The organism is Acinetobacter sp. H1(2024) (genome assembly GCF_046557555.1).
Taxonomy (GTDB): Bacteria; Pseudomonadota; Gammaproteobacteria; order Pseudomonadales; family Moraxellaceae; genus Acinetobacter; species Acinetobacter seifertii.
In genome coordinates this window covers 52,011-74,632 of record NZ_JBKGFO010000009.1, presented here as the reverse complement: position 1 = coordinate 74,632, position 22,622 = coordinate 52,011, and the positions used below count along the sequence as shown (strand labels likewise).

The window sequence follows — 22,622 nt, the reverse complement described above, 5'->3', positions numbered from 1 at the left end:
AGCTTTAATTTAAGTAGACCGACCTACCTAATAATAAAGATTTCTAACAATGATGCAATCTTTTTCCGAGTTATAATTTGAGCAATATTTACTTTGATAAAAATACAATCATGAAAAAAGTTTTAATGATGAGTATGTGCAGTGCACTACTTTTAGCTGGTTGCAATAAAACCTCACAGCAAGATCAAGTTGAATCTAAAGAACAAAAACCTACTGAACAAGAAGCTACCAAAAAACAAGAAAGTAGCTGCACACAAATCATGACTGCAATGCAAAAAATTAATCAAAACAGCAAAATAGAAGACTTAAACCAAATTAATGAAAAACTCAAAACCTGTGTTTCATCATTAAAAAATGAGGAACAAATTAAGCTAATGAATGCTTCAACCGCCATGTATCAACGTTTCCTTAAACAAGACGATAATGAAAAAACAGCGAAAGCTTTTGAGGCATTTGGCTATGCCATTTTAGAAAAAGAACCATTAGATGCTAAAAAAACAATGAAAACCAAGAAAAAGTTATTCGATCAGCTTAGTGCTCGTGATCAATATCTGATTCAACATGAGGGCCAAGCCTATATCGAACTTCTCTATCAAGGTGAAGGCATGTTTACGTATCGACGTCAGCCAAACTATTTAGTTGATGTTTTTGCTAAAGCCTTACCCGCGGACCAAAAAGAGTTCTTAACGCGTATGGCAAAAGACAATAAAGAGATTTTCTATGACGACGGCGCTTTGGCTATCTCATGGAAAGAGCTTACTGAGCGTGCATTATTTTGGGAGAAATTTATTCAAAAATATCCAAAGAGTTATTTTATTAGCGATGTAAAATTATTATTTAATGAGTACCGATACTTTATTTTCTTTGGCTTAGATAATACGCCTGTGTCCGATGAGTTTGCTCCAAACACATGGATTGATAAAGATGCTTTACAACAAATTCAATTTTTATCTACACAAAAACAGTCGAGTTTAGCGAAACCTGCGCAAGAGTTTCTTAAATTTATTGCCACTCCAGTTGAAGAGCGAAATAAGCAATTTAACCTAGATTTAATGGATGAAAATGGACAGGAAAAATCAAACTATCAGCTTGTCCATGAACAGCTTGAGCAGTTATTAAAACTAGAGTCACCATGGAATACTCAAAGCTACCGTGACTGCCACATGGATGCAGTTTGTATAGATACAAATTGACAATGCCAGCCAACCTAAAACATGTTAGTCTTTAAATCGCTTGACGGAGCGCGAGTAATAGCTCGCTGAGATTGTGTAAATTCCGTGTTATCGCAACACAAGTTTGATCACAAGTACCGTTGAACCTGATCAGGTTAAGACCTGCGTAGGAATCAAGCCATCTAAAAACTTACAGCCTTAAATTTATCTACTAAAGATAAATCCGCCATCGTTTTTGGTCGTGCTTGATTCGTTGATGTTATTCATAAGGATCATGTGATGAACCAGTTAACGAATCTTTCTTCTGCTGAAATTTCAGCACAACATGAACAAGATGCAAAAGATTTAACCCGCATCTTGCCCGCTTCAAAAAAAGTTTATATTGAAGGCTCTCGCCCTGATATTCAGGTTCCAATGCGGGAAATTTCTTTAACAGATACCCCTACTGGACTTGGCGGTGAACATAATCCACCTGTTATGGTGTATGACACGTCAGGTGTTTATACAGATCCGAATGTTCAAATTGATTTAGACAAAGGTTTACCTTCAGTTCGCCAAAACTGGATTGAAGAACGTAATGATACCGATGTACTTGATGGCTTAACTTCAAAGTTTGGTCAGGAACGCTTAAAAGACATTCGTACCGCTGACATTCGTTTTGCTCACATTCAAAACCCACGCCGCGCTAAAGCAGGTAAAAATGTCACTCAAATGCACTATGCCAAGCAAGGTATTATCACACCTGAAATGGAATATATTGCAATTCGTGAAAATCAACGCCAGCGTGAAGGTGTTGATATGCGCCAACATGCTGGACAGAATTTTGGTGCAAAAAACTTAAAAGAAATTACACCTGAGTTTGTTCGCCAAGAAGTTGCTGAAGGTCGCGCAATTATTCCTGCCAACATTAACCATCCAGAACTTGAACCAATGATTATTGGTCGTAACTTCTTGGTTAAAATTAATGCCAACATTGGTAACTCAGCTCTTGGCTCTTCAATTGATGAAGAAGTTGCGAAAATGACTTGGGCAACCCGTTGGGGTGCCGACACGATTATGGATTTGTCGACAGGTAAGAATATCCATGAAACACGTGAATGGATTATTCGTAACTCACCTGTTCCAATCGGTACCGTGCCAATCTATCAAGCCCTTGAAAAAGTGGATGGTGTTGCAGAAGATCTAACTTGGGAAATCTTCAAAGACACACTGATTGAACAAGCAGAACAAGGTGTTGACTACTTCACGATTCACGCAGGTGTATTGCTTCGCTATGTACCACTTACAGCAAACCGTTTAACGGGTATTGTGTCTCGTGGTGGTTCAATCATGGCTCAGTGGTGTCTAGCACACCATGAAGAAAACTTCTTATACACACATTTCGATGAAATCTGTGAAATTATGAAAGCTTATGATGTTTCATTTAGCTTAGGTGATGGCTTACGTCCGGGTTGTATTCAAGATGCCAATGACGAAGCACAGTTCAGCGAACTTAAAACATTAGGTGAGCTGACTCACCGTGCATGGGAACATGATGTTCAGGTCATGATTGAAGGTCCGGGCCATGTACCAATGCACATGATTAAAGAGAACATGGACTTGCAGTTAGAAGTATGTAAAGAAGCGCCATTCTATACGCTTGGACCATTAACAACTGACATCGCACCGGGTTATGACCACATTACTTCTGCAATTGGCGCAGCCATGATTGGTTGGTATGGTACAGCCATGCTTTGTTATGTGACGCCAAAAGAGCATTTGGGCTTACCAAACAAAAAAGATGTTAAAGACGGAATTATTACCTATAAGCTTGCAGCACATGCTGCTGACCTTGCTAAAGGACATCCGGGTGCTCAAGTTCGCGATAATGCCTTGTCAAAAGCTCGTTTTGAATTCCGTTGGGATGATCAATTCAACTTAAGTTTAGACCCTGACACAGCACGTAGTATGCACGATGAAACCTTACCAAAAGAGGCGCATAAATCTGCTCACTTCTGTTCAATGTGTGGTCCGAAATTCTGTTCAATGAAAATCACCCAGAATGTACGTGACTATGCCAACAATCTCACCAATAACGATTCAGAGGTTGAAGAAGGCCTCAAAGCGATGAAAGAGGTTTATCAAGAGCAAGGTCAAAAACTGTATCACAAAGTGTAAATATTCAAAAAAAACACTTGCCTAGCCATGATTCTCGGTTAGGATGAAATAAATAGATTTCGTCCTGATCGAATCATGAGTATTGTCGAGCGTCCAAGTTATACATCTAAAGATGTCGAAGTAACATCACGTGAATCTCTGTTCCGTGGTTTTATTCAAGTTGAAAAAGTTAGCCTTCGACATCGTCTATTTAATCAGTCTGAATATACTCCTGTATTGCAGCGCGAACTTGTACATCGGCCTGAAGCGGCTGGTGCTCTTCTCTACAATGACCAAAAACAACAGTTTGCACTGATTGAACAGTTTCGTGTGGGTGCTTTAGGTGATTCTCAATCACCATGGCAGCTTGAAGTTATTGCTGGGGTATTAGATGGCAATGAATCACCAGAAAACTGTATTCGACGTGAAAGCCTTGAAGAATCAGGTTGTGAAGTTCAGGATTTAGAACATCTATTTAGTTTTTACCCATCAGCAGGCGCATGTTCCGAGCTATTTCACCTGTATGTTGCCGAAACCAATTTACCCGATGAAGGCGGTATTTTTGGGGTAGATGATGAGGGTGAAAATATTCAGCTACATTTGTTTAGTTATAGTGAAATTCAAACACTACTCGACAGCGGACGTTTAAGAAATGCCCCTGTTATTATGGCATTGCAATGGCTGGCTCAACACAGCAAAACGATAATAAATCCGAAGAGGTAGGACGGTGACTTTTCAAGTCTCAACACTTTCACAAAAAAATCATGTCATCATACAAATTACCGATACACATTTATTGGAGTATCCACAGCTAGAATTTGTCGGGATGAATCCTGAAGAAAGTTTCCATGCCATTATCAAACAGATATTAAAGCAACATCCTGAAGCAGACGCGATTATTCATACTGGAGACCTCGCACAAGCACCGACACCGCTTACCTACAAGCGTTATATAAACTTTATGCAAACCTTGGGTTTACCTTTTTTTCATACGCTAGGTAACCATGACAATGTGGACCACTTTCCATTGCATAACGAAAATCATCAGGAACCTGTGGTTGTAGGCTTAGGCAACTGGCGCATCATTATGCTCAACAGTGCCGTAAAAGGAAAAATAGATGGTCATTTGTCTTCAGAACAATTAAAAAATCTAGCGAATTTGCTTGAAAAATTCGCAGATCATCCAGTTTTGCTGGCTTGTCATCATCATCCATTTGCCATGAAATCAAAATGGATTGATCATCATAAGCTTCAAAACTCAAATGCCCTTCTGGATACGTTAAGCCCGTTTAAAAATGTAAAGGCATTGGTCTGCGGACATGTCCATCAAGACTCTCTTAATATTTGGCAAGGTATCGAGTTTTTCTCCACACCTTCAACCAGTGTGCAATTTAAACCGTTTAGTAAAGATTTTGCGCTCGACCAAAATGCACCGGGTTATCGTTACATTCGTCTGAATAATGATGGCACTTTTGAAACAAAAGTATTTCGACTTGAAAATTTTAAAACCCTTATAAATACTGATATTTCAGGCTATTAACCCTATTTTTTATATGCTTATATAGAATTATGACTGGGGTAAACACGTTTTGAAAATATTTACGGGTCAGAATGACTATCATCTTGCAGGAAAAATCTATATGATGACGACCCGATGGGAAAATCCCATCGATGGTTTTCTATAAAAACACTTGCATATCACCATATTTTTTGCGTATAGATAATACGTGTATGATGAGGAATGCCCTATTATGGCGAATGACAACCACAACCAAGTTTTGGATGAACATACAGAAGTTGTAGTAGAAGGTGATAAAGCTTCTGCAAAACGTGCACGTAAAGTGAAACCTAAAACTTCTGACATAGGCACAACTGCAAGTTTATTTGGTATTGCACCTTATCAACCTAAGAAAAATGAAGAGTACATGTCTGAAGGACAGCTCGAGCATTTCCGACAAATTCTGCAAGCATGGAAAGCTGAATTAATGTCTGAAGTTGATCGTACTTTAAATACGATGCAAGACGAATCAACTGCACTGCCAGATGTAAACGACCGTGCTACCCAAGAAGAAGAATTTGCAATTGAATTACGTACACGCGACCGTGAACGTAAGTTAATTCGTAAAATCGAACAATCTATGGAAGCGATTAAAAACGAAGACTACGGTTTCTGTGAAACTTGTGGTATCGAAATCGGTTTACGTCGCTTAGAAGCACGTCCAACTGCAACGTTATGTATCGACTGCAAAACTTTGGCAGAAATTAAAGAGAAGCAAAATAACGGTTAATATGACCGCTGTAGCTACTCAAGAAAAGCCCAGCTTTTCGTACTCAGGTCGGTTTGCGCCCTCGCCAACCGGCCCTTTACATTTCGGGTCACTGATTACTGCTGTTGCCAGTTATTGTGATGCCAGAGCTCATCAAGGGCGATGGTTCGTTCGTGTTGAAGACACCGACATTCCACGTATCTATCCTGGTAGTGAAGACCATATACTTGCATCAATTGAAGCTTTTCAGTTCGATCCCGATGCCGATATTATCTTTCAAAAAGACCGCCTAGACATTTATGAAAGCGTATTAGACCAGCTTAAAAAAGAAGGTCTGGTTTATGCTTGTCAGTGTACCCGTAAAATGCTCGGTTCAAATGCAATATATGCAGGCACTTGCCGTGATTTACATCTCGACTTTCAAGATCAAGCAATTCGGGTAAAAGTACAAGATCAGCAAATTTGTTTCGATGACCGCCTACAAGGATACCATTGCTCCAATCTGCAATATGACCTTGGAGACTTTGTTCTTAAACGCCGCGACGGCATTATTAACTACCAACTTGCTGTAGTTGTAGATGATTATCTACAAGGTATTACTCACGTTGTTCGTGGCGCAGACCTCTTAGATAACACCGAACGCCAAATCTGGCTGGGTCAGCTCCTCAGTTATCCTAAACTCAGCTATATGCATCTTCCTTTAGCTATGAATGACCAAGGGCAAAAACTTTCTAAACAAAACCTTGCTCATGCGCTTGATTTAACTAAAGCTCCTCAATTACTACAACAAGCTATACAAGCTCTAGGCCAACCAAACGTTGATTTAAACCGCCCAGAAGTCATGCTCAAGCAAGCTGTAGCGCAGTGGAATGTAGATTTAATTCCTCATAAACAAGAGCTCAGCGGAACATATTTATAAAAAAAGCCCGATTTAATATCGGGCTTTTTTTATAACAACTGAAATGATTTAGAAGTTTGATTCTTCTCTTTCGGGGTTCACTTCTTGAGTTGACGCATCAATCTTTAAGATCAAACTAATCATGGCTGCACACATCATTAAAGACGTACCACCATAACTAATAAATGGCAGAGTTAAACCTTTAGTTGGCATTAAGCCCATGTTCATACCCGCATTTACCAAAATCTGGAGTAAGAAAATAATACTAATGCCATAAGCTAAATAGCCCGCGCGAAGATAATGGTGTTTCAAAGCACGATGACCAATTTTGATACAACAAGCCAACATTAAGAAAGACAAGCCAATGACAATCGAAATACCAAAGAAGCCAAACTCTTCACCTAACACGGCCAACATAAAGTCAGTATGTGCTTCAGGTAAATAAGATAGTTTTTGAACACTATGTCCCAAACCTGTTCCAAACCATTCACCACGACCAAATGCCATGAGTGCGTTTGATAACTGATAACCCACACCTAATGGGTCTGCCCATGGGTCAGTAAATGAAATCAAACGTTGAAAACGGTAAGGCTCAAATAAGATTAAGAACACAATACCCGTGACAATCGCACCTAGCATGATTAAGAACTGCGTTGGTGGTGCACCAGCTAAAAAGAAGACCCCAACCATCATCATGACAATAACGATCGTTGCCCCCAAGTCAGGCTCGGCAATAATCAAACCAACCGTAATTGCCATCACACCACTTAGACGTAGCAAGCCTTTCCAGTGCGTACGAACCTCTTTAGCACGGCGTACCACATAGTCTGCTGTAAAGATTGCCATCATAACCTTAGCAACTTCTGTAGGCTGCAAGGTAAAACCACCGATTTTAATCCAACGAGTAGAACCATTGACTTCCGAACCTACCGCCAGAGCAGCAAGTAACAGCACCATGGTTAATAACCACAGCGGGAAAGTGTTTTTAAACCATGTATTGAGCGAGATTCGGTAGGTCAAATATGCCACCACCCCAGCAACTGCAATAGAAATTGCATGGCGGATGACATAGTGAAACGGGTTCTCATGCATATATTCGGCATAAGGCATGGAAGCAGACGCGACCATCACCGATCCGATACATAACAATGCAACGACACAGAAAATCAGAACATTACGTGGTGTCACTTCCGCTGGCCATTTAGGCAATATCCGTTCATACCACTGATTGATTTTCTGGATTGTGGTCTGAGCTAAGCCTGCCATACTACATTCCTAATCATAATACTTCTTTAAACCAACGAATTGACGCAGGCAACAAACTGCTGACCACGGTCATTATAACTTTTAAACATATCAAAACTTGCACACGCTGGTGATAGCAACACCACGTCTTCAGCATGCGTTTCACGTTGACACAGCTCTACAGCTTCTTTAAGCGTTGCTGCATGTAAAATTTTAGTTGCACCTTGAATAGACTGCTCAATGACTGGAGCATCTTCACCAATCAATACCACAACTTTGGCATACTTTTCGATAGAAGAACGTAACGGAGCAAAGTCTTGGCCTTTACCTTGCCCACCCAAAATTAGGGCTACCTTACCTTTCTTCACTTCAATCGCAGCACCTAAACCATCAATTGCTGCAAGTGTAGCGCCAACATTGGTTCCTTTAGAATCATTGTAATAACGTACATCATGCACGGTTTTTACATACTCACAGCGATGCTCTAAGCCTTTAAAATGTTTTAAAGTTTCAAGCATAGACTCCATAGGTAGGCGAATTGCTTCACCTAATGCTAAACACGCTAAAGCATTGGCTACGTTATGCATACCTTGAATATATAAGTCTGAGCTTTTAATTAAACGCTGCAAGCCACGAGCAAGCCAAAGTGTCCCGTCAGCATCTCTTAAAACGCCATACTGGTTTAAGTCAGGTGCATTTAGTCCAAAGCTTTGCATAGGGGTTGTATCAGGCACAAGAGGACGGCTTAAAGCATCATCACGGTTAAATACAACTTTCTTGGTACCTTGGAAAATACGGTGTTTTGCCTTGTGATAACCCAACATGTTTCCGTGACGATCCAAGTGATCTTCACTCATGTTAAGGACTACAGCGACCTCAGCATTTAAGTGAGATGTGGTTTCTAACTGGAAGCTTGATAACTCAAGTACCAATAACTCTGGTTGATCTTTTAATAAATCTAGAGCTGGACGACCAAGATTGCCACCAACAGCAACTTTCTTACCTGCATCTTTGGCCATTAAGCCCATTAGAGTAGTAACAGTACTCTTCGCATTAGAGCCTGTAATCGCGACAATCGGCACATCTGTTGCACGGCGAAGTAGCTGAATATCACCTACTACAGAAATACCTTGAGCAATGGCTGCCTGAATTTCTGGTAATTGTGGTGCAAGGCCCGGGCTTAAAATAATTTCTTCTGCTTGTAATAGTAATTCTTGATCAAGCTGACCAAAACTGGTCTTTACTTCTGCAGGAATTTGATCATGGCCGGGAGGTGTGGGACGAGAGTCTGTTACTGCAACTTGGTAGCCTTGTTCATGCAGGAAATTTACAGCAGAAACACCTGATATACCCAAGCCTGCTACAACTTTTAACCCACCACGTTGTATTAACATTTTTGCCCCACAATTTATCAATCGACAGAATGGCAAAAATGTTAGCACTTTGCTGTTTTGAATACTTTTTCAGTTTGACTTTTATTCTACTTTTTTTGTGTCAGTGCGTAAAAAAGCCATCATTCGATGGCTTTTTATACAGAAAAATTAGCGCCACTTCACCGTTTGCACAGGAGCGGACTTTTGTGCAGGGGCATCATCCGTAGAACAGCCACAATTGCCACCACAACCAGCAGCCTGTTTAGGCTTCAGCCATGCCGCCAAACGCTGCCAGCCCAACTTTTGACACTGGGTTGATAGCACACGAAATACTGAAGCGGACGTTTGAGGAAATACCTTTTTAAAGACAACAATGGCACTCCACAACACCAATACAGCAACAATAAGGTAATCAAACATAAGCGCCTCCTATTAACCCCAAATGCGTGATGCAATTTGGTAAGTTAAAAATGACATGAGATAAGCCAAACCAAAGAGATAAGCCGTCATGACTGCCACATGTTTCCACGAACCTGTCTCACGGCGTACCGTTGCCAAGGTCGCTAAACAATGTGGTGCATAAACAAACCACACCAATAAAGACAAGCCTGTAGCCAATGACCAACCTGTGCCGTTTGCACTAATCAAATGGGCAAGCCCTTGTGCAACCGCATTATCATCAGCACCAGATAACGCATATACCGTACCTAATGCTGCAACCACAACTTCACGAGCAGCCATCGCAGGAATTAATGCCACCACGATTTGCCAGTTAAAACCAAGCGGTGCAAATAAAGGCTGAATAAAGTGCCCTGCCATACCCGCAAAACTATAATCAATTGCTGGTAGCGTTGCGCCTTCTGGCGCTTGAGGGAAAGTACACAAGAACCAAAGAATAATAGTTAAGGCAACAATAATCCCACCAACACGACGCAAGAAAATCTTTGCGCGTTCCATCAGCCCAATAGCAATACTTTTTGGGTCAGGAAAACGATAGCTTGGCAGCTCCATTAATAAGGCATGTTGTGATTTGTCTTTACGCAAGAACTTCATCACAAAGGCAACACAAAGCGCACTTAAAATACCCGCCATGTATAAACCAAACAGCACCAGACCTTGTAAGTTAAAGATCCCTAAAACAGTTTGACTTGGAATAAATGCACCAATTAACAAGGCATAGACAGGCAAACGTGCCGAACATGTCATAAGAGGTGCAACCATGATCGTGGTAAAACGATCACGCGAATCACTGATACTTCGAGTTGCCATAATGCCGGGAATGGCACATGCAAAACTCGATAATAATGGAATGAAAGAACGGCCACTTAAGCCCGCCTTAAACATTAATTTATCGAGTAAGAACGCTGCACGGGGTAAATAACCTGATTCTTCGAGTACCAAAATAAAGAAGAAGAGAATCAAAATTTGTGGCAAGAATGCCAATACTGTGCCCGCTCCCGCCAGAACACCATCTACCACTAAACTGCGTAGCACAGGTTGATGAATAGCTCCATTTAACCATTCACCTAACCATGGAATGACACCATCTTCAATTGCAGCTTTAAACGGTTCAGCCCAAGCAAATACTGCCTGAAAGACAATAAACATCATCACTGCCAAGCTGAGTAAACCCAACACAGGATGTAAGAAAATTCGATCTAGAAAATCAGTACGTTTATCATCATGATCAACAAAATGAACCACATCTTTAAAAATCATTTCGATTTTTTGATGATGTCCACCACTTAAACCACTTAGCTCTGTATGCGGTATGGTATATTTTTCTTGGTCAAGCGCATGCAATAAGTTTTCAATGCCTGAGTTACGTACGGCAACCGTTTCAACAACTGGAACACCTAAACGCTCAGACAACTTCTGTGTATTGATTTGAATACCGCGACGACGCGCTTCATCCATCATATTCAATACAACCAGAATTGGGCGCCCTAATTCAATAATTTCAAGTACCAAACCCAAGTGCAGTTTTAAGTTGGTCGCATCGACAATACATAAAAAAGCATCTTGCTGCCCTTCTTCGGCAATTTTACCTTGGCAGACATCGCGAGTGATTTCTTCATCGGGGCTAGTTGCCTGCAGACTATAGGTACCCGGCAAATCTAGTACACGAACGGCACGGCCAGAAGGTAACTGAAAGTTACCGACTTTACGCTCTACGGTTACACCCGCATAGTTAGCAACTTTTTGTCTTGTTCCAGTTAAGTGGTTAAACAGCGAAGTTTTACCACAGTTTGGATTCCCAACAAGGGCAATACGTAGCGCATCACTCATGCGGGTACTCCTTCTAACTGAATCTCGATTTTTTCCGCTTCCGCCTTACGTAAAGCGAAACGAGTAAAGCCAATTTGGATTAAGATCGGATCACCACCAAAAATACCCTTGGTAATCACTTCTATTCGAGTACCTGGCACAAAGCCCAGACTTTCCAAACGAATTGCGACCAAATCTTCTTGCTCGGACGTTTGTGTCATCCGATCTACTTTGGTGATGGTAGCCGCTTGCTTCACTTTCAACGCTGATAAACGCACCGCATCCGATCCTAAAACCTTTTTTTCTAGTATACATATAAATGAGAATAATTACCAAATAAGGTTAAATTTCAATTCTCACCTACTTTAATCGACAAAACTTAAAGTTTCTTTTAAAGTACAGTGGTTTAGAGGATATTGTTTATGATAAGTAAAAAACCGCGTATTCCAAGCCCTGTTCAAATTCCTGAACATTTGAGCTTTTTACAAGGTTTTCGTGACTATTTGGTTGCTCAAACAGTGAGTCCACATACTCGTAATGCTTATTTATCTGACCTAATTCAATGTGCTGAACTTCATAAAAAAAATAGCTTGCCGAAATGGTCGAGTGATGACATTTCTGATGTCTTAATTGAACTTACCAAAATAGGAAAAAGTCCACGCTCAATCGCACGTTGCTTATCTGCCCTACGCCAGTTTTACAAATTTTTACGTGAACAAAAATTACGAAGTGATAACCCGGTAGCGACACATCACTCACCCAAAATTGGCCGAGCTTTACCCAAAGATTTATCAGAAGAAGATGTAGAAGCACTTATTCAAGCGCCTGACATTACAACAGCTTTGGGGTTGCGTGACCGAGCGATGTTTGAAGTACTTTATGCATGTGGTTTACGCGTTTCTGAGCTAATCAACCTACGCTTGGAGCTAATCAATTTAAAACAAGGCTATTTACGTATTACGGGTAAAGGCAATAAAGAACGTTTGGTACCTTTAGGCCAATATGCTTGTGATTGGGTAGAGCGTTACTTAAGTGATGCACGTCCTCAACTTTATAAAAGCTCGACTGATTATTTATTTTTAACTCAACATGGCGGAATCATGAGCCGTCAGAATTTTTGGTATGCGATTAAACGTTACGCCTTGCAAGCCAATATTCAAGCTGAACTATCGCCTCATACCTTACGCCACGCCTTTGCAACACACTTGCTCAATCACGGTGCTGACTTACGCGTAGTACAAATGTTATTGGGTCATAGCGACTTATCTACCACCCAAATCTATACCCATGTGGCACAAGTGAGAATGCAACAATTACATGAAAAACATCATCCTAGAGGATAAAATTTTTTAAGCGAATGATTTGAAATTCATCAAACAATCGTTTGATTTCGTTCACAAAGGTTAAGAAAGTTTTAACAATACACACTAGATTTTTTGTTATGCTTAGCAGCTTCTGACTATAAATACTGATGAAATAAGGGTTATCTATGTCTTTTACCCGATCTCAACTTTTTCTTGCCTGTGCTTTGGCTTCTAGCTTGCTGTTCAGTGCTTGTTCTAAAGAAAACAAACCACAAAAAGAAGATGCGCTCACAGCGACCGCACCTGCTACTGGGGAAGCGTCAACCATCATTGAACGTAATGCTAAACAGCGTTTAATTGAAACTTTGCAAAAACAATTTAAGAATGCAAATATCAACGCCAAAATTTTAGATATCAAGCCGACAGAAGTTCCTAATTTATATTGGGTAAATCTCGAAGGAATGACATCAATTTATACAACCAGTGATGGTAAATACCTGATTCAGGGTGATGTCATTCGTTTAGGTGGCAAAGAGCTGCATAATATTGGTGATAACCTGCAAGCTTCAGAAAATAAAAAGCATCTTGCTGCTTTAAAAAATGAAGATTTGATTGTTTACCCAGCCAAGGGCGGTAAGGCTAAACATGTGATTTATGTGTTTACCGATGCAAGCTGTCCTTATTGCCACAAATTACATGAGCATTTAGCCGAGATTAATGAAAAAGGCATTGAGGTTCGTTACATTGCTTGGCCACGTGGTGAGCAATTCATGCCAACCATGGAAGCCGTTTGGTGTAGTGCAGACCGTAAAGCTGCATTTAACCAAGCTGTACAGGGCGTTAGTATTCCGCCAGCTCAATGTAAAAACCCAGTTCGCGAACAATATCAACTTGGTTTAAACATGGGCGTGAATGGTACTCCTGCAATCTACAATGTTGATGGCGAGTACTTGGGTGGCTACTTAACACCAGATGAATTGGTTAAAAAATTGAATAAATAATATTCGCCAAGCTGATGAATGATTAATCAGCTATCTCTTCAACAAAGCGCTGCTCATATTGCAGCGCTTTGTTTTTTCAATAATTAATACTTTTTCCACCAATGTTTAAAGACTGATCTAATCAGCTTTTCCGAACATCGCACTCTAATTGATTGAACAAGCATGAAAAGCGCTAGAGTCTGGCGTTTTTTTTAGCTATGATCTAGCTTCAACTAAATGATTAAATGATGATATGGAGTGTGACGTGAAACCAGTTCGCCTGGCAATACTCGGTTTAGGAACCGTAGGTGGAGGAGCCCTTAAACTACTACAAGAAAATGCCGCTGAAATTAAACGTCGCACCGGTCGAGAAATTCAAATTACCCACGTTGGAACACGCCGCCCTCGTCCAGATCTTGAATTGGAAGGGATTAAACAAAGCGCGGACTTACTTGACATCGTTCGTCAACCAGACGTTGATGTGGTTGTAGAAGTGATGGGTGGGATCCACCCTGCTTACGAAGTCATCATGGAAGCGATTAAACACGGCAAACAAGTCGTGACTGCAAATAAAGCCTTACTCGCTGAACATGGCAATGAATTATTTAAAGCAGCTGAAGACAATGCCGTGCAAATTGCTTATGAAGCAGCAGTAGCTGGCGGTATTCCAATTATTAAAGTGATCCGTGAAGGCCTTGCTGCAAACCATATTGAATGGTTAGCAGGCATTATTAATGGTACAGGTAACTTTATTCTGACTGAAATGCGTGAGAAAGGTCGTGCATTTGATGATGTATTAAAAGAAGCTCAAGAACTCGGTTATGCAGAAGCAGACCCAACTTTTGACGTTGAAGGTATTGATGCTGCGCACAAGCTTACAATTTTAGCGTCTTGTGCGTTTGGTATCCCTCTTCAGTTCGATAAAGTCTATACCGAAGGTATCAGCAAAATCACTGCACAAGATGTGAAATATGCTGAAGAGCTTGGTTTCCGCATCAAGCATTTAGGTATTGCACGCCGTGCTGAAAAAGGGATTGAGCTACGTGTTCACCCAACACTTATTCCAGATGAGCAACTTATTGCCAATGTGAACGGTGTTAAAAATGCTGTATTAGTTCAAGCAAATGCAGTAGGTCCAACGCTTTATTACGGCGCTGGTGCTGGTGCTGGCCCAACAGCTTCCGCTGTTGTTGCCGACGTGATTGATATTGTTCGTGACATCTCTTATACCGAAGATGGCGCAGGAACAATTCCTCAGCTGGCTTTTGAAGCATTAACAAATGTGCCAATTTTAAGCCGCGAAGAAATGACCACAGGTTATTACATCCGCTTAAATGCTGAAGATCAGACTGGTGTACTTGCTGATGTAACGACCATCTTAAGCCGTGCTGGAATCAGTATTGATGCCATCATGCAACAATCCCGCTTAAAAGACCTTATTCCAATCGTGATTTTGACCGATCCAATCGTTGAATCAAAAATGGATGACGCTCTTGCGCAAATTCAAGCATTACCTGCTATTCGTGGCGAAATCGTAAGAATTCGTTTAGAATCGCTCGATAGTTAATCAGGTTGAGGGAAAGATTCCCTCTCCCGCTTCACCTCTAATTGGAACACCATCATGTCTAATGCCAATCGTTATACTGGTCTTGTAGATCGTTATCGTGACCGTTTGCCAGTTTCGGCAACTACTCGTGCTATCTCTTTGGGTGAGGGCAACACCCCACTCATTAAACTTGAGAATATTCCACGTATTATTGGCAAAGATGTTGAAATTTATGTGAAATATGAGGGTTTAAACCCAACTGGTTCATTTAAAGACCGTGGCATGACCATGGCTGTAACCAAAGCGGTTGAAGAAGGCTCTAAAGCGATTATCTGTGCATCTACTGGTAACACTTCTGCTGCTGCTGCTGCATACGCTGCTCGCGCTGGTATCAAAGCATTTGTTTTGATTCCGGAAGGCAAAATTGCGATGGGTAAAATGGCGCAAGCGATGATGTATGGTGCGATCACTATGCAAATTCGTGGTAACTTCGATGATGGTATGCGTCTTGTAAAAGAAGTGGCTGATCAAGCACCTGTAACGATTGTAAACTCAATCAACCCTTACCGTTTGCAAGGTCAAAAAACCATTGCTTATGAAATCGTTGAAGCTTTAGGCCGTGCACCTGACTATCACTGCTTGCCAGTAGGTAACGCAGGTAACATCACCGCTCACTGGATGGGTTATACAGAAGCTGTAGCAAACCAACCTGCTGATCAGTTCGAACAAGTTGTTTACGATGCTGCGACTGATCAATTCACTGGCCCTAAACCAGAAGGCTTACCAACAATGGTAGGTTACCAAGCTTCTGGCGCAGCTCCATTCTTACGTGGTGCTCCTGTTGAAAGCCCTGAAACTGTTGCAACTGCAATTCGTATTGGTAATCCACAAAGCTGGAACCATGCAAAAGCTGTGGTACGTGACTCTAAAGGCTGGTTTGATGAACTTCAAGACAGTGAGATTTTAGAAGCTCAACGCTTACTTTCTATGTATGAAGGTGTATTTGTTGAACCAGCATCTGCTGCTTCTATCGGCGGTGCAATCCGTGACATTAAAGCAGGTAAAATTGCTGAAGGTTCTGTCATCGTATGTACAGTAACTGGTAATGGCTTGAAAGATCCTGACACTGCAATCAAACAATGTGCTGATGCAGTGATGTTGTCAATTGATGCAACAATGGACCAAGTAAAAGATTCGATTTTATCTAATATGTAAGATCTGAGTTTTTATAAGAAACGGCTGTTTAATACGGCCGTTTTTTATGTCTTTTTTATATCCATAAAAAAACGCTTCTTGATAGAAGCGTTTTTTAAATATTGAACTTAAATACGTTTTGGCAAATTACTCAACCAACCCAATAAGTTAGTTGCATCGTTATTACGTGCCTGTGTACTTGGCTCACCAAGCAATACAATCACTGCTGGACGTGAGTTTACAGTCGTATGCATCACGACACAGCGACCAGCTTCATTGATATAACCAGTTTTTGACAAGTTGATATTCCAACCACCATTACGCACTAGCGCATTAGTATTGTTAGATTTCAACACGCGATAACCCAAGTTAAAATCATAAGTCGGTGTAGTTGAGAATTGACGGATTAAACCATACTGAGATGCTGTACTCGCCAAAATTCCTAAATCACGTGCAGAAGAGACATTGCGTGGGTCTAAACCAGTCGACTCATAATAATGAGTTGCACTCATACCCAAAGAACGTGCTTTAGCATTCATCGCTGCTACGAATGCAGGACGACCACCCGGATAAGTACGCGCTAAAGCTGCTGCCGCTGGGTTTTCAGATTTCATTAGAGCAAACAGAAGAACTTCTGCACGGTTCATCTTGTCGCCAACACGTAAGGTTGAGCTTGAGTTTTTACCATTTGCACCAGCAAAATCAATTTGCTCAAGTGTAATTTCTTCTGACATGTTTAAACGCGCATCTGCCGTTACAACTGCTGTCATTAATTTGGTAATAGACGCAATTGGTACCGATGCATTGGTATTTTTACTATAAAGAACCTCACCTGTTTGCGCATCCATGACAAGTGCAGCACGCGCACTTACACTCGGCTGGGCATTAAAACCCCCGGTATCACGAATTGGAGCAACTCTAGGTGTAGAGCTAATAACTTTCGGTGCATTACTGCCACGCAAAGTTGTAGTTACAGATGTTGAACCTTGCGGAGTTGGTTCATCATCTTCATCATTTAAAAGTTGACTAGCATCCGCTGCCGACCAATTTAAACTTGCAGTACCAGTACTCCCTGAGGACGGGTTATTGACGAGTTCTGCAAAGCTTGTTGAACTCAAACTAAGCAAAATAGACATGCTTAGCACATGCATTAAAGACTTTTTAGAATTTTTCACGGCACAATACTCGACTCAGGGTGACACACATTTGCGCTTACTATCATTATGCCTTACATTTGAGATATAAGGTATAAAGGTTTACCGACACAATTGTGCACAACTATTCGCTCACTATAGAAGAATAGGATTGCTAATTTTGTCATTCCATTGCAAGCTTATTTTGCTTTATGTAACAAAAAACTTGTTTTTTGAAAGAAAGGAGGTCTTCTTGATTACAGTTTTAGTTGTCGATGACCATGAACTGGTACGTACGGGTATTTGCCGTATGTTAGAAGATCATGCAGATGTTGAGGTAATTGGACAAGCCGAATCTGGGGAAGAAGCAATTGCTATCGTTCGCCAACAACATCCGCAAGTCGTACTACTTGATGTCAACATGCCGGGCATCGGTGGCGTAGAAACAACTCGTCGTTTATTACAAACAGCTCCAGAGACTAAAGTGATTGCTGTGAGCGGCCTTGCCGAAGAACCCTACCCGTCTTTATTGCTAAAAGCTGGTGCAAAAGGTTATATCACCAAGGGTGCACCAATTGCCGAGATGGTTCGTGCAATTAACAAAGTGATGCAAGGTGGTAAATATTTTAGTGCTGATATTGCCGAACAACTAGCAAGCTCATATTTATCCGACACCCAACAATCCCCTTTTGATTCGTTATCGGAACGTGAAATGCAAGTTGCCATGATGGTTGTCAACTGTATTAGCGCACAAGAAATTGCCGATAAACTTTTTGTGAGCGTGAAAACTGTAAATACTTACCGTTATCGTATTTTTGAAAAGTTAGCAATTGATAGCGATGTAAAACTTACACATCTTGCGATTCGCTACGGTCTGATTAAACCATAATCAGACTTACATGCACTCTCCTTTAAATTCATCCCTGTCCCATACGATTTTTCGTTTGGGCACTTGGTATGGTTTATACCGTCTTATTATTGCGGTTAGCCTGACTATTATTTTGGTTTCAACCAATGCTCAAACTGACAATAGTTTGCAGCAACCATCTTTATATTTTTATACGCTACTAAGCTACTCAATTGTCAGTCTTGTTCAATTGTTAGGCTTTAAATTTATCGCAGCTCAGGCAACACGCCAGCTTGCTTTATTTTTTATTGTCGATGTTATTTGTTTGAGTTTACTGACTTTTTCTGTTGGTGAACCAAATTTACAGCTTAGTCTACTTTATGTAATTGCAATCTTTACCTCGGCAATTTTGCTCAGCGCAAGAATGTCTTTAATCATTACCTTGCTTGCGATCATTGCAGTTATTTACCAACGCTTCGTGGGGAGTTTGTTCGACTACAACAATCTAAACACGATTGGGAATAGTGCCTTACTCGCTTTCTTATTTTTTGTCGTTCATGGTATTGGTCAAATTGCGGTTCAACGCTTTAAATTACTTGAAGCTTTGACCTTTCACCAGTCAGTTGAACTTTATCAACTTCAAAATATTAACCGTTATATATTAGAACAAATTGAAGAAGGCTATTTAGTCTTAGATGAAGACTACGACATTGTGCTCAGCAATCCAGCTGCTTGCTCACTACTCGGTATTCCACCCCAATTTGCCAACGAAAAATATCCTTTAGCCAAGTGGCATACCGACTTATATGAGATTCTTAAGTTTGGTGACTTACAAGAAGGTGACCGATTTATTTTTGAGTCCCGCCTATCGACTTATTCCATTAATATTAAAGTGCAGCACCTTTTGGTGCCACAACAAGCACTGACACTGCTCATTTTACAAGATGCCCAGCAAATTAATCAGCAAGCACAACAGCTCAAACTTGCTGCTTTAGGACAACTTTCAGCAAGTATTGCACATGAAATCCGCAATCCTTTGGCTGCAATTGTACAAGCAAATGAGCTACTTAAAGATAGCGATCCAGAACAACAAAATACTTTGCGACATATGATTGGTAAACAAGCCAAACGTATTGACAGTATTGTTCAAGATACTTTGGGACTTGCACGTAGTGAAAGAACTCATCCTATTCAGATTGACTTAAGTCATTTTATAACAACTTTATTCGAAGAAGATTTATCAGACGTTAAGCACTCTATCAGACTCGAAATATCTGATAATTATCTAAAATTTTTATTTGACGAAAAACAATTACGACAAGTTATGATCAATTTGGTGCGAAATGCTTTACGGCATAATGCACCTGATTCACCTAATGTCACGATCAATATTCATTCACAAGCAAATAAAATTTATATTGATGTGATCGATTACGGCGAAGGTGTCTCAAAACGTGATATATCTCAACTATTTAAACCATTTTTTAGTACCGAAATTAATGGAACTGGTTTAGGATTATACTTGTCTCATAGTTTCTGTGAGGCAAACCATGCAAAGCTCACTTATGTAGAGCAAAAACAAGGGGCATGCTTCAGAATAGAGTGCCCAATAATATATTGATTTTTTTATTAGGTTTTTGGGGAAATGGCAGAACAGCAACCACTGGTTTTGCTTGTAGACGATGAAGAAGATTTGTGCCTTTTAATGCAAATGACACTTGCACGAATGGGGATTAAAACACATCTTGCTTATCGGGTTGAACAGGCCAAACAACTCTTCACTCAGTTTCATTACGACGCATGCTTAACCGATTTAAATCTACCTGATGGTAGCGGGTTAGACTTAGTCAAACATGTCTCTCAAAACTACCCCAACACCCCAATTGCAGTTTTAACTGCATACGGCAATATGGATATTGCAATTGCTGCATTAAAAGCAGGTGCTTTTGATTTTGTGAATAAACCTATTAACCAAGTCCATTTAGATCAGTTATTGCAAAAGGCGCTCAATCGGCAACAAACAGATCAAGACTTTGCAGAAACAGCGCTAGAAAATAAATTATTAATCGGCCGTTCTCTACCTATTCAACAATTACGCATTGCAATTAAAAAAATTGCTCGCTCTCAAGCACCTGTATTTGTTACAGGTGAGTCAGGAACAGGTAAAGAAGTAGTTGCCAACCTAGTTCATCGGTTAAGTAACCGTAGTGAAGGTCCTTTTATTGCAATTAACTGCGGTGCCATTCCAACTGAACTCATGGAAAGTGAGCTGTTTGGACATAAAAAAGGCAGTTTTACTGGGGCAACTCAAGATAAACAGGGTCTGATTTTATCGGCTCACGGCGGTAGTTTATTTTTAGATGAAATTGCCGAATTACCACTTAGTATGCAAGTCAAACTACTGCGTGCGGTACAGGAAAAAAAGATCCGTCCTCTCGGTTCCGATCAGGAAATTGATGTTGATTTCCGTGTCATTAGTGCGAGTCATCAAGACTTGGATTTATTGGTTAGACAAGGCAAATTCCGTCAGGATTTGTTTTTCCGTATCCATGTTATGGACTTGATGTTACCACCGCTACGAGAACGTGGCGAAGATGTCCTTTTACTTGCAAATCACTTTATTCAGAAAATTTGTATGGAATGGGAAACACCACCCAAACAATTAAGCGACGCAGCCGAGACTTATCTCTTACAGCAACACTTTCCTGGCAATGTTCGCGAATTAAGAAATATGATTGAGCGAGCAATCACCCTAAGTGACGATGCTCAAATTGATGTACCACACTTACATCCAGCGCCATTAAGAGCAAATATATCTAGCTCAGTACCATTGGTGTCTCAGACTATACAAAATAACGTGACAACGCCTCAAGTTGTAAAAAAATTGCCAACTGAAGGATTGGAGCGTTATTTAGAGAACATTGAAAAAGATATTCTGCTCAATGCACTCAATATGACCCATTGGAACAGAACTTTAGCAGCAAAAAAACTAGGAATGACGTTTCGTTCTTTACGTTATCGTTTGAAAAAATTTGGCTTAGACACCGAGACTGAACAGGAAGTGTAAAGGTTACTTCCTTTTTAGAAGTAAATCGGCAACACGCTCCAAATAAACATCTTCTTTCATTTCTGGCGGTAAGGGATAGGTCTGATTAGGTTGAATACCTTGTCCTTCAATCATATTACCATTTGGTGTGTAGTAATGTGAGACCGTCATTTGCAAGGCTGCCCCACTAGGCAGAGGGAAAAGCTTTTGTACAACACCTTTTCCATAACTTTTTTCGCCAATGACCCAAGCACGCTGATGCTCTTTCATTGCAGCAGTAAAAACTTCTGCTGCTGATGCGGATCGATGATTAATTAAAATACCGACCTTTATATTTTGAAAATCATTGCCCGGTAAAGCCTGAAATTGCTGATTACCTTCTGAACGACTTTTTGTAGAAACAATAATGCCATGATTTAAAAATAAATCGGCTGACTCAACAGCAGCAGATAGCAACCCGCCTGGGTTATTTCGTAAATCAATTAATACTGCTTTTAAACGCGAAGAACTATTTTCTTCAATCAAACGCTTAATTTCATTAGCAGTATCTTGCTGGAACACTCTAATTTTTAGTACCAATACCTGATTGTGTAACATGACAGGTTCGATGTCAGTTTCAATCTTTTTATTACGAACTAAACTGATTGGAGTATTTGACTCCTCGGTCTGTACCTGAAGTGTTGATCCTATTGAACCATACAGCAAACCAGATATTTGATCTTGCGTCAGGTTCTTAAGTTCTTGATTATCAATTTTTAAAATTGTCTGGCCATTTCTTAAGCCAAGTTTATATGAATCTGAACCTGTCTTAAGGTCGCGAATCATCCATTTATGAATATGTGCTTCTGGACTTAATGCAAAATCAACCGAGGCTAGATCACCTTCGGTATATTGAATGAGTTGACGGTATTCTTCAGGAGACAAATAGCGTGAATAACGATCTAAACCGCTGACTAATCCTTTAATTGCTTGTAAAAATAAAGCATCGTCCGACTTTTCATCGACATAGTTATCCCGAACAATCCCATAAATTTGTACAAACTGCTGAATCGACTCAATAGGGACTTCTGCATAACTTTCTTCTGATTCTGCCGGATCAACATGCTGCGGTGATAGTTTTTCTTTTACAACAGGAGCAGCAAGAGCGAGGTAGCTGCAACACATCAATACACTACCCAAAAAAGCTTTATATATTTTGTGTTGCAGCATTTAG

Annotated in this window: 20 protein-coding genes and 1 riboswitch; of the genes, 13 read left to right on the top strand and 7 right to left on the bottom strand. The window is 40.4% G+C overall.

The window, feature by feature from the left end:
• The first annotated feature begins 110 nt into the window (after window positions 1-110).
• The 6 genes from ACLCEG_RS18230 to gluQRS all read left to right on the top strand — a co-directional run bounded on the left by ACLCEG_RS18230 (window position 111) and on the right by gluQRS (window position 6,494).
• Window positions 111-1,193: a hypothetical protein gene (locus ACLCEG_RS18230; protein WP_410568669.1), complete on the top strand. Its 1,083-nt coding sequence runs from the start codon at window positions 111-113 to the stop codon at window positions 1,191-1,193.
• A gap of 34 nt (window positions 1,194-1,227) precedes the next feature.
• Window positions 1,228-1,362: riboswitch (TPP riboswitch) on the top strand.
• Between the two features lie 89 nt (window positions 1,363-1,451).
• Window positions 1,452-3,329, top strand: coding sequence for a phosphomethylpyrimidine synthase ThiC (gene thiC / locus ACLCEG_RS18225; protein WP_004699222.1), 1,878 nt, complete (start codon window positions 1,452-1,454; stop codon window positions 3,327-3,329).
• 75 nt (window positions 3,330-3,404) lie between these two features.
• Entirely contained in the window at window positions 3,405-4,031 is a 627-nt protein-coding gene (locus ACLCEG_RS18220; RefSeq protein ID WP_151749459.1) for an NUDIX domain-containing protein, read from the top strand.
• Between the two features lie 4 nt (window positions 4,032-4,035).
• Window positions 4,036-4,848, top strand: coding sequence for a 3',5'-cyclic-AMP phosphodiesterase (gene cpdA, locus ACLCEG_RS18215; RefSeq protein WP_151684873.1), 813 nt, complete (start codon window positions 4,036-4,038; stop codon window positions 4,846-4,848).
• Window positions 4,849-5,059: 211 nt separating this feature from the next.
• Window positions 5,060-5,596, top strand: a complete 537-nt coding sequence (gene dksA, locus ACLCEG_RS18210) for an RNA polymerase-binding protein DksA (RefSeq protein ID WP_002121205.1) — start codon at window positions 5,060-5,062, stop codon at window positions 5,594-5,596.
• Between the two features lies 1 nt (window position 5,597).
• Entirely contained in the window at window positions 5,598-6,494 is an 897-nt protein-coding gene (gene gluQRS / locus ACLCEG_RS18205) for a tRNA glutamyl-Q(34) synthetase GluQRS (protein WP_410568666.1), read from the top strand.
• A 48-nt stretch (window positions 6,495-6,542) separates the two neighbouring features.
• Here gluQRS and ftsW read toward each other — a convergent pair whose 3' ends face one another.
• From ftsW to ACLCEG_RS18180, 5 genes are all read right to left on the bottom strand, one after another.
• Entirely contained in the window at window positions 6,543-7,739 is a 1,197-nt protein-coding gene (gene ftsW / locus ACLCEG_RS18200) for a putative lipid II flippase FtsW (RefSeq protein ID WP_004699234.1), read from the bottom strand.
• Between the two features lie 26 nt (window positions 7,740-7,765).
• Window positions 7,766-9,112, bottom strand: coding sequence for a UDP-N-acetylmuramoyl-L-alanine--D-glutamate ligase (gene murD, locus ACLCEG_RS18195; RefSeq protein WP_410568664.1), 1,347 nt, complete (start codon window positions 9,110-9,112; stop codon window positions 7,766-7,768).
• A 147-nt stretch (window positions 9,113-9,259) separates the two neighbouring features.
• Window positions 9,260-9,511 carry a DUF6587 family protein gene (locus tag ACLCEG_RS18190; protein WP_019457012.1) on the bottom strand — a complete coding sequence of 84 codons (252 nt, stop codon included), beginning with the start codon at window positions 9,509-9,511 and terminating at the stop codon, window positions 9,260-9,262.
• A 12-nt stretch (window positions 9,512-9,523) separates the two neighbouring features.
• On the bottom strand, window positions 9,524-11,380 hold the full coding sequence (feoB, locus tag ACLCEG_RS18185; RefSeq protein ID WP_410568662.1) for a ferrous iron transporter B: 1,857 nt from the start codon (window positions 11,378-11,380) through the stop codon (window positions 9,524-9,526).
• Window positions 11,377-11,637 carry a ferrous iron transport protein A gene (locus tag ACLCEG_RS18180; RefSeq protein ID WP_039254224.1) on the bottom strand — a complete coding sequence of 87 codons (261 nt, stop codon included), beginning with the start codon at window positions 11,635-11,637 and terminating at the stop codon, window positions 11,377-11,379. The genes feoB and ACLCEG_RS18180 overlap by 4 nt, the downstream gene beginning before the upstream one ends.
• 144 nt (window positions 11,638-11,781) lie before the next feature.
• On the opposite strand from ACLCEG_RS18180, the gene xerD reads away from it, so the two are divergent.
• From xerD to thrC, 4 genes are all read left to right on the top strand, one after another.
• Window positions 11,782-12,702 (top strand): site-specific tyrosine recombinase XerD, encoded by a 921-nt coding sequence (gene xerD, locus ACLCEG_RS18175; protein WP_039254226.1) that lies wholly within the window; start codon window positions 11,782-11,784, stop codon window positions 12,700-12,702.
• Window positions 12,703-12,848: 146 nt separating this feature from the next.
• Window positions 12,849-13,664: a DsbC family protein gene (locus ACLCEG_RS18170; RefSeq protein ID WP_077164314.1), complete on the top strand. Its 816-nt coding sequence runs from the start codon at window positions 12,849-12,851 to the stop codon at window positions 13,662-13,664.
• Window positions 13,665-13,908: 244 nt separating this feature from the next.
• Window positions 13,909-15,210: a homoserine dehydrogenase gene (locus tag ACLCEG_RS18165; protein ID WP_025465069.1), complete on the top strand. Its 1,302-nt coding sequence runs from the start codon at window positions 13,909-13,911 to the stop codon at window positions 15,208-15,210.
• Between the two features lie 54 nt (window positions 15,211-15,264).
• The gene (thrC, locus tag ACLCEG_RS18160; RefSeq protein ID WP_019457006.1) at window positions 15,265-16,404 is read left to right on the top strand and encodes a threonine synthase; all 1,140 of its coding nucleotides are present in this window, start codon (window positions 15,265-15,267) and stop codon (window positions 16,402-16,404) included.
• Window positions 16,405-16,511: 107 nt separating this feature from the next.
• Here thrC and pbpG read toward each other — a convergent pair whose 3' ends face one another.
• Window positions 16,512-17,558: a D-alanyl-D-alanine endopeptidase PBP7/8 gene (gene pbpG / locus ACLCEG_RS18155; protein ID WP_134263468.1), complete on the bottom strand. Its 1,047-nt coding sequence runs from the start codon at window positions 17,556-17,558 to the stop codon at window positions 16,512-16,514.
• 211 nt (window positions 17,559-17,769) lie between these two features.
• On the opposite strand from pbpG, the gene ACLCEG_RS18150 reads away from it, so the two are divergent.
• Genes ACLCEG_RS18150 through ACLCEG_RS18140 form a run of 3 tightly spaced genes read left to right on the top strand, consistent with a single transcriptional unit; the run spans window position 17,770 to window position 21,430 of the window.
• Entirely contained in the window at window positions 17,770-18,405 is a 636-nt protein-coding gene (locus ACLCEG_RS18150; RefSeq protein ID WP_019457005.1) for a response regulator, read from the top strand.
• A gap of 10 nt (window positions 18,406-18,415) precedes the next feature.
• Complete coding sequence (locus tag ACLCEG_RS18145) at window positions 18,416-19,984, top strand: sensor histidine kinase (RefSeq protein WP_410568660.1); 1,569 nt, start codon at window positions 18,416-18,418, stop codon at window positions 19,982-19,984.
• Between the two features lie 24 nt (window positions 19,985-20,008).
• The gene (locus ACLCEG_RS18140; protein WP_004699259.1) at window positions 20,009-21,430 is read left to right on the top strand and encodes a sigma-54-dependent transcriptional regulator; all 1,422 of its coding nucleotides are present in this window, start codon (window positions 20,009-20,011) and stop codon (window positions 21,428-21,430) included.
• A 3-nt stretch (window positions 21,431-21,433) separates the two neighbouring features.
• Here ACLCEG_RS18140 and ACLCEG_RS18135 read toward each other — a convergent pair whose 3' ends face one another.
• Window positions 21,434-22,618 carry a S41 family peptidase gene (locus ACLCEG_RS18135; RefSeq protein ID WP_004699262.1) on the bottom strand — a complete coding sequence of 395 codons (1,185 nt, stop codon included), beginning with the start codon at window positions 22,616-22,618 and terminating at the stop codon, window positions 21,434-21,436.
• Window positions 22,619-22,622 lie beyond the last annotated feature (4 nt).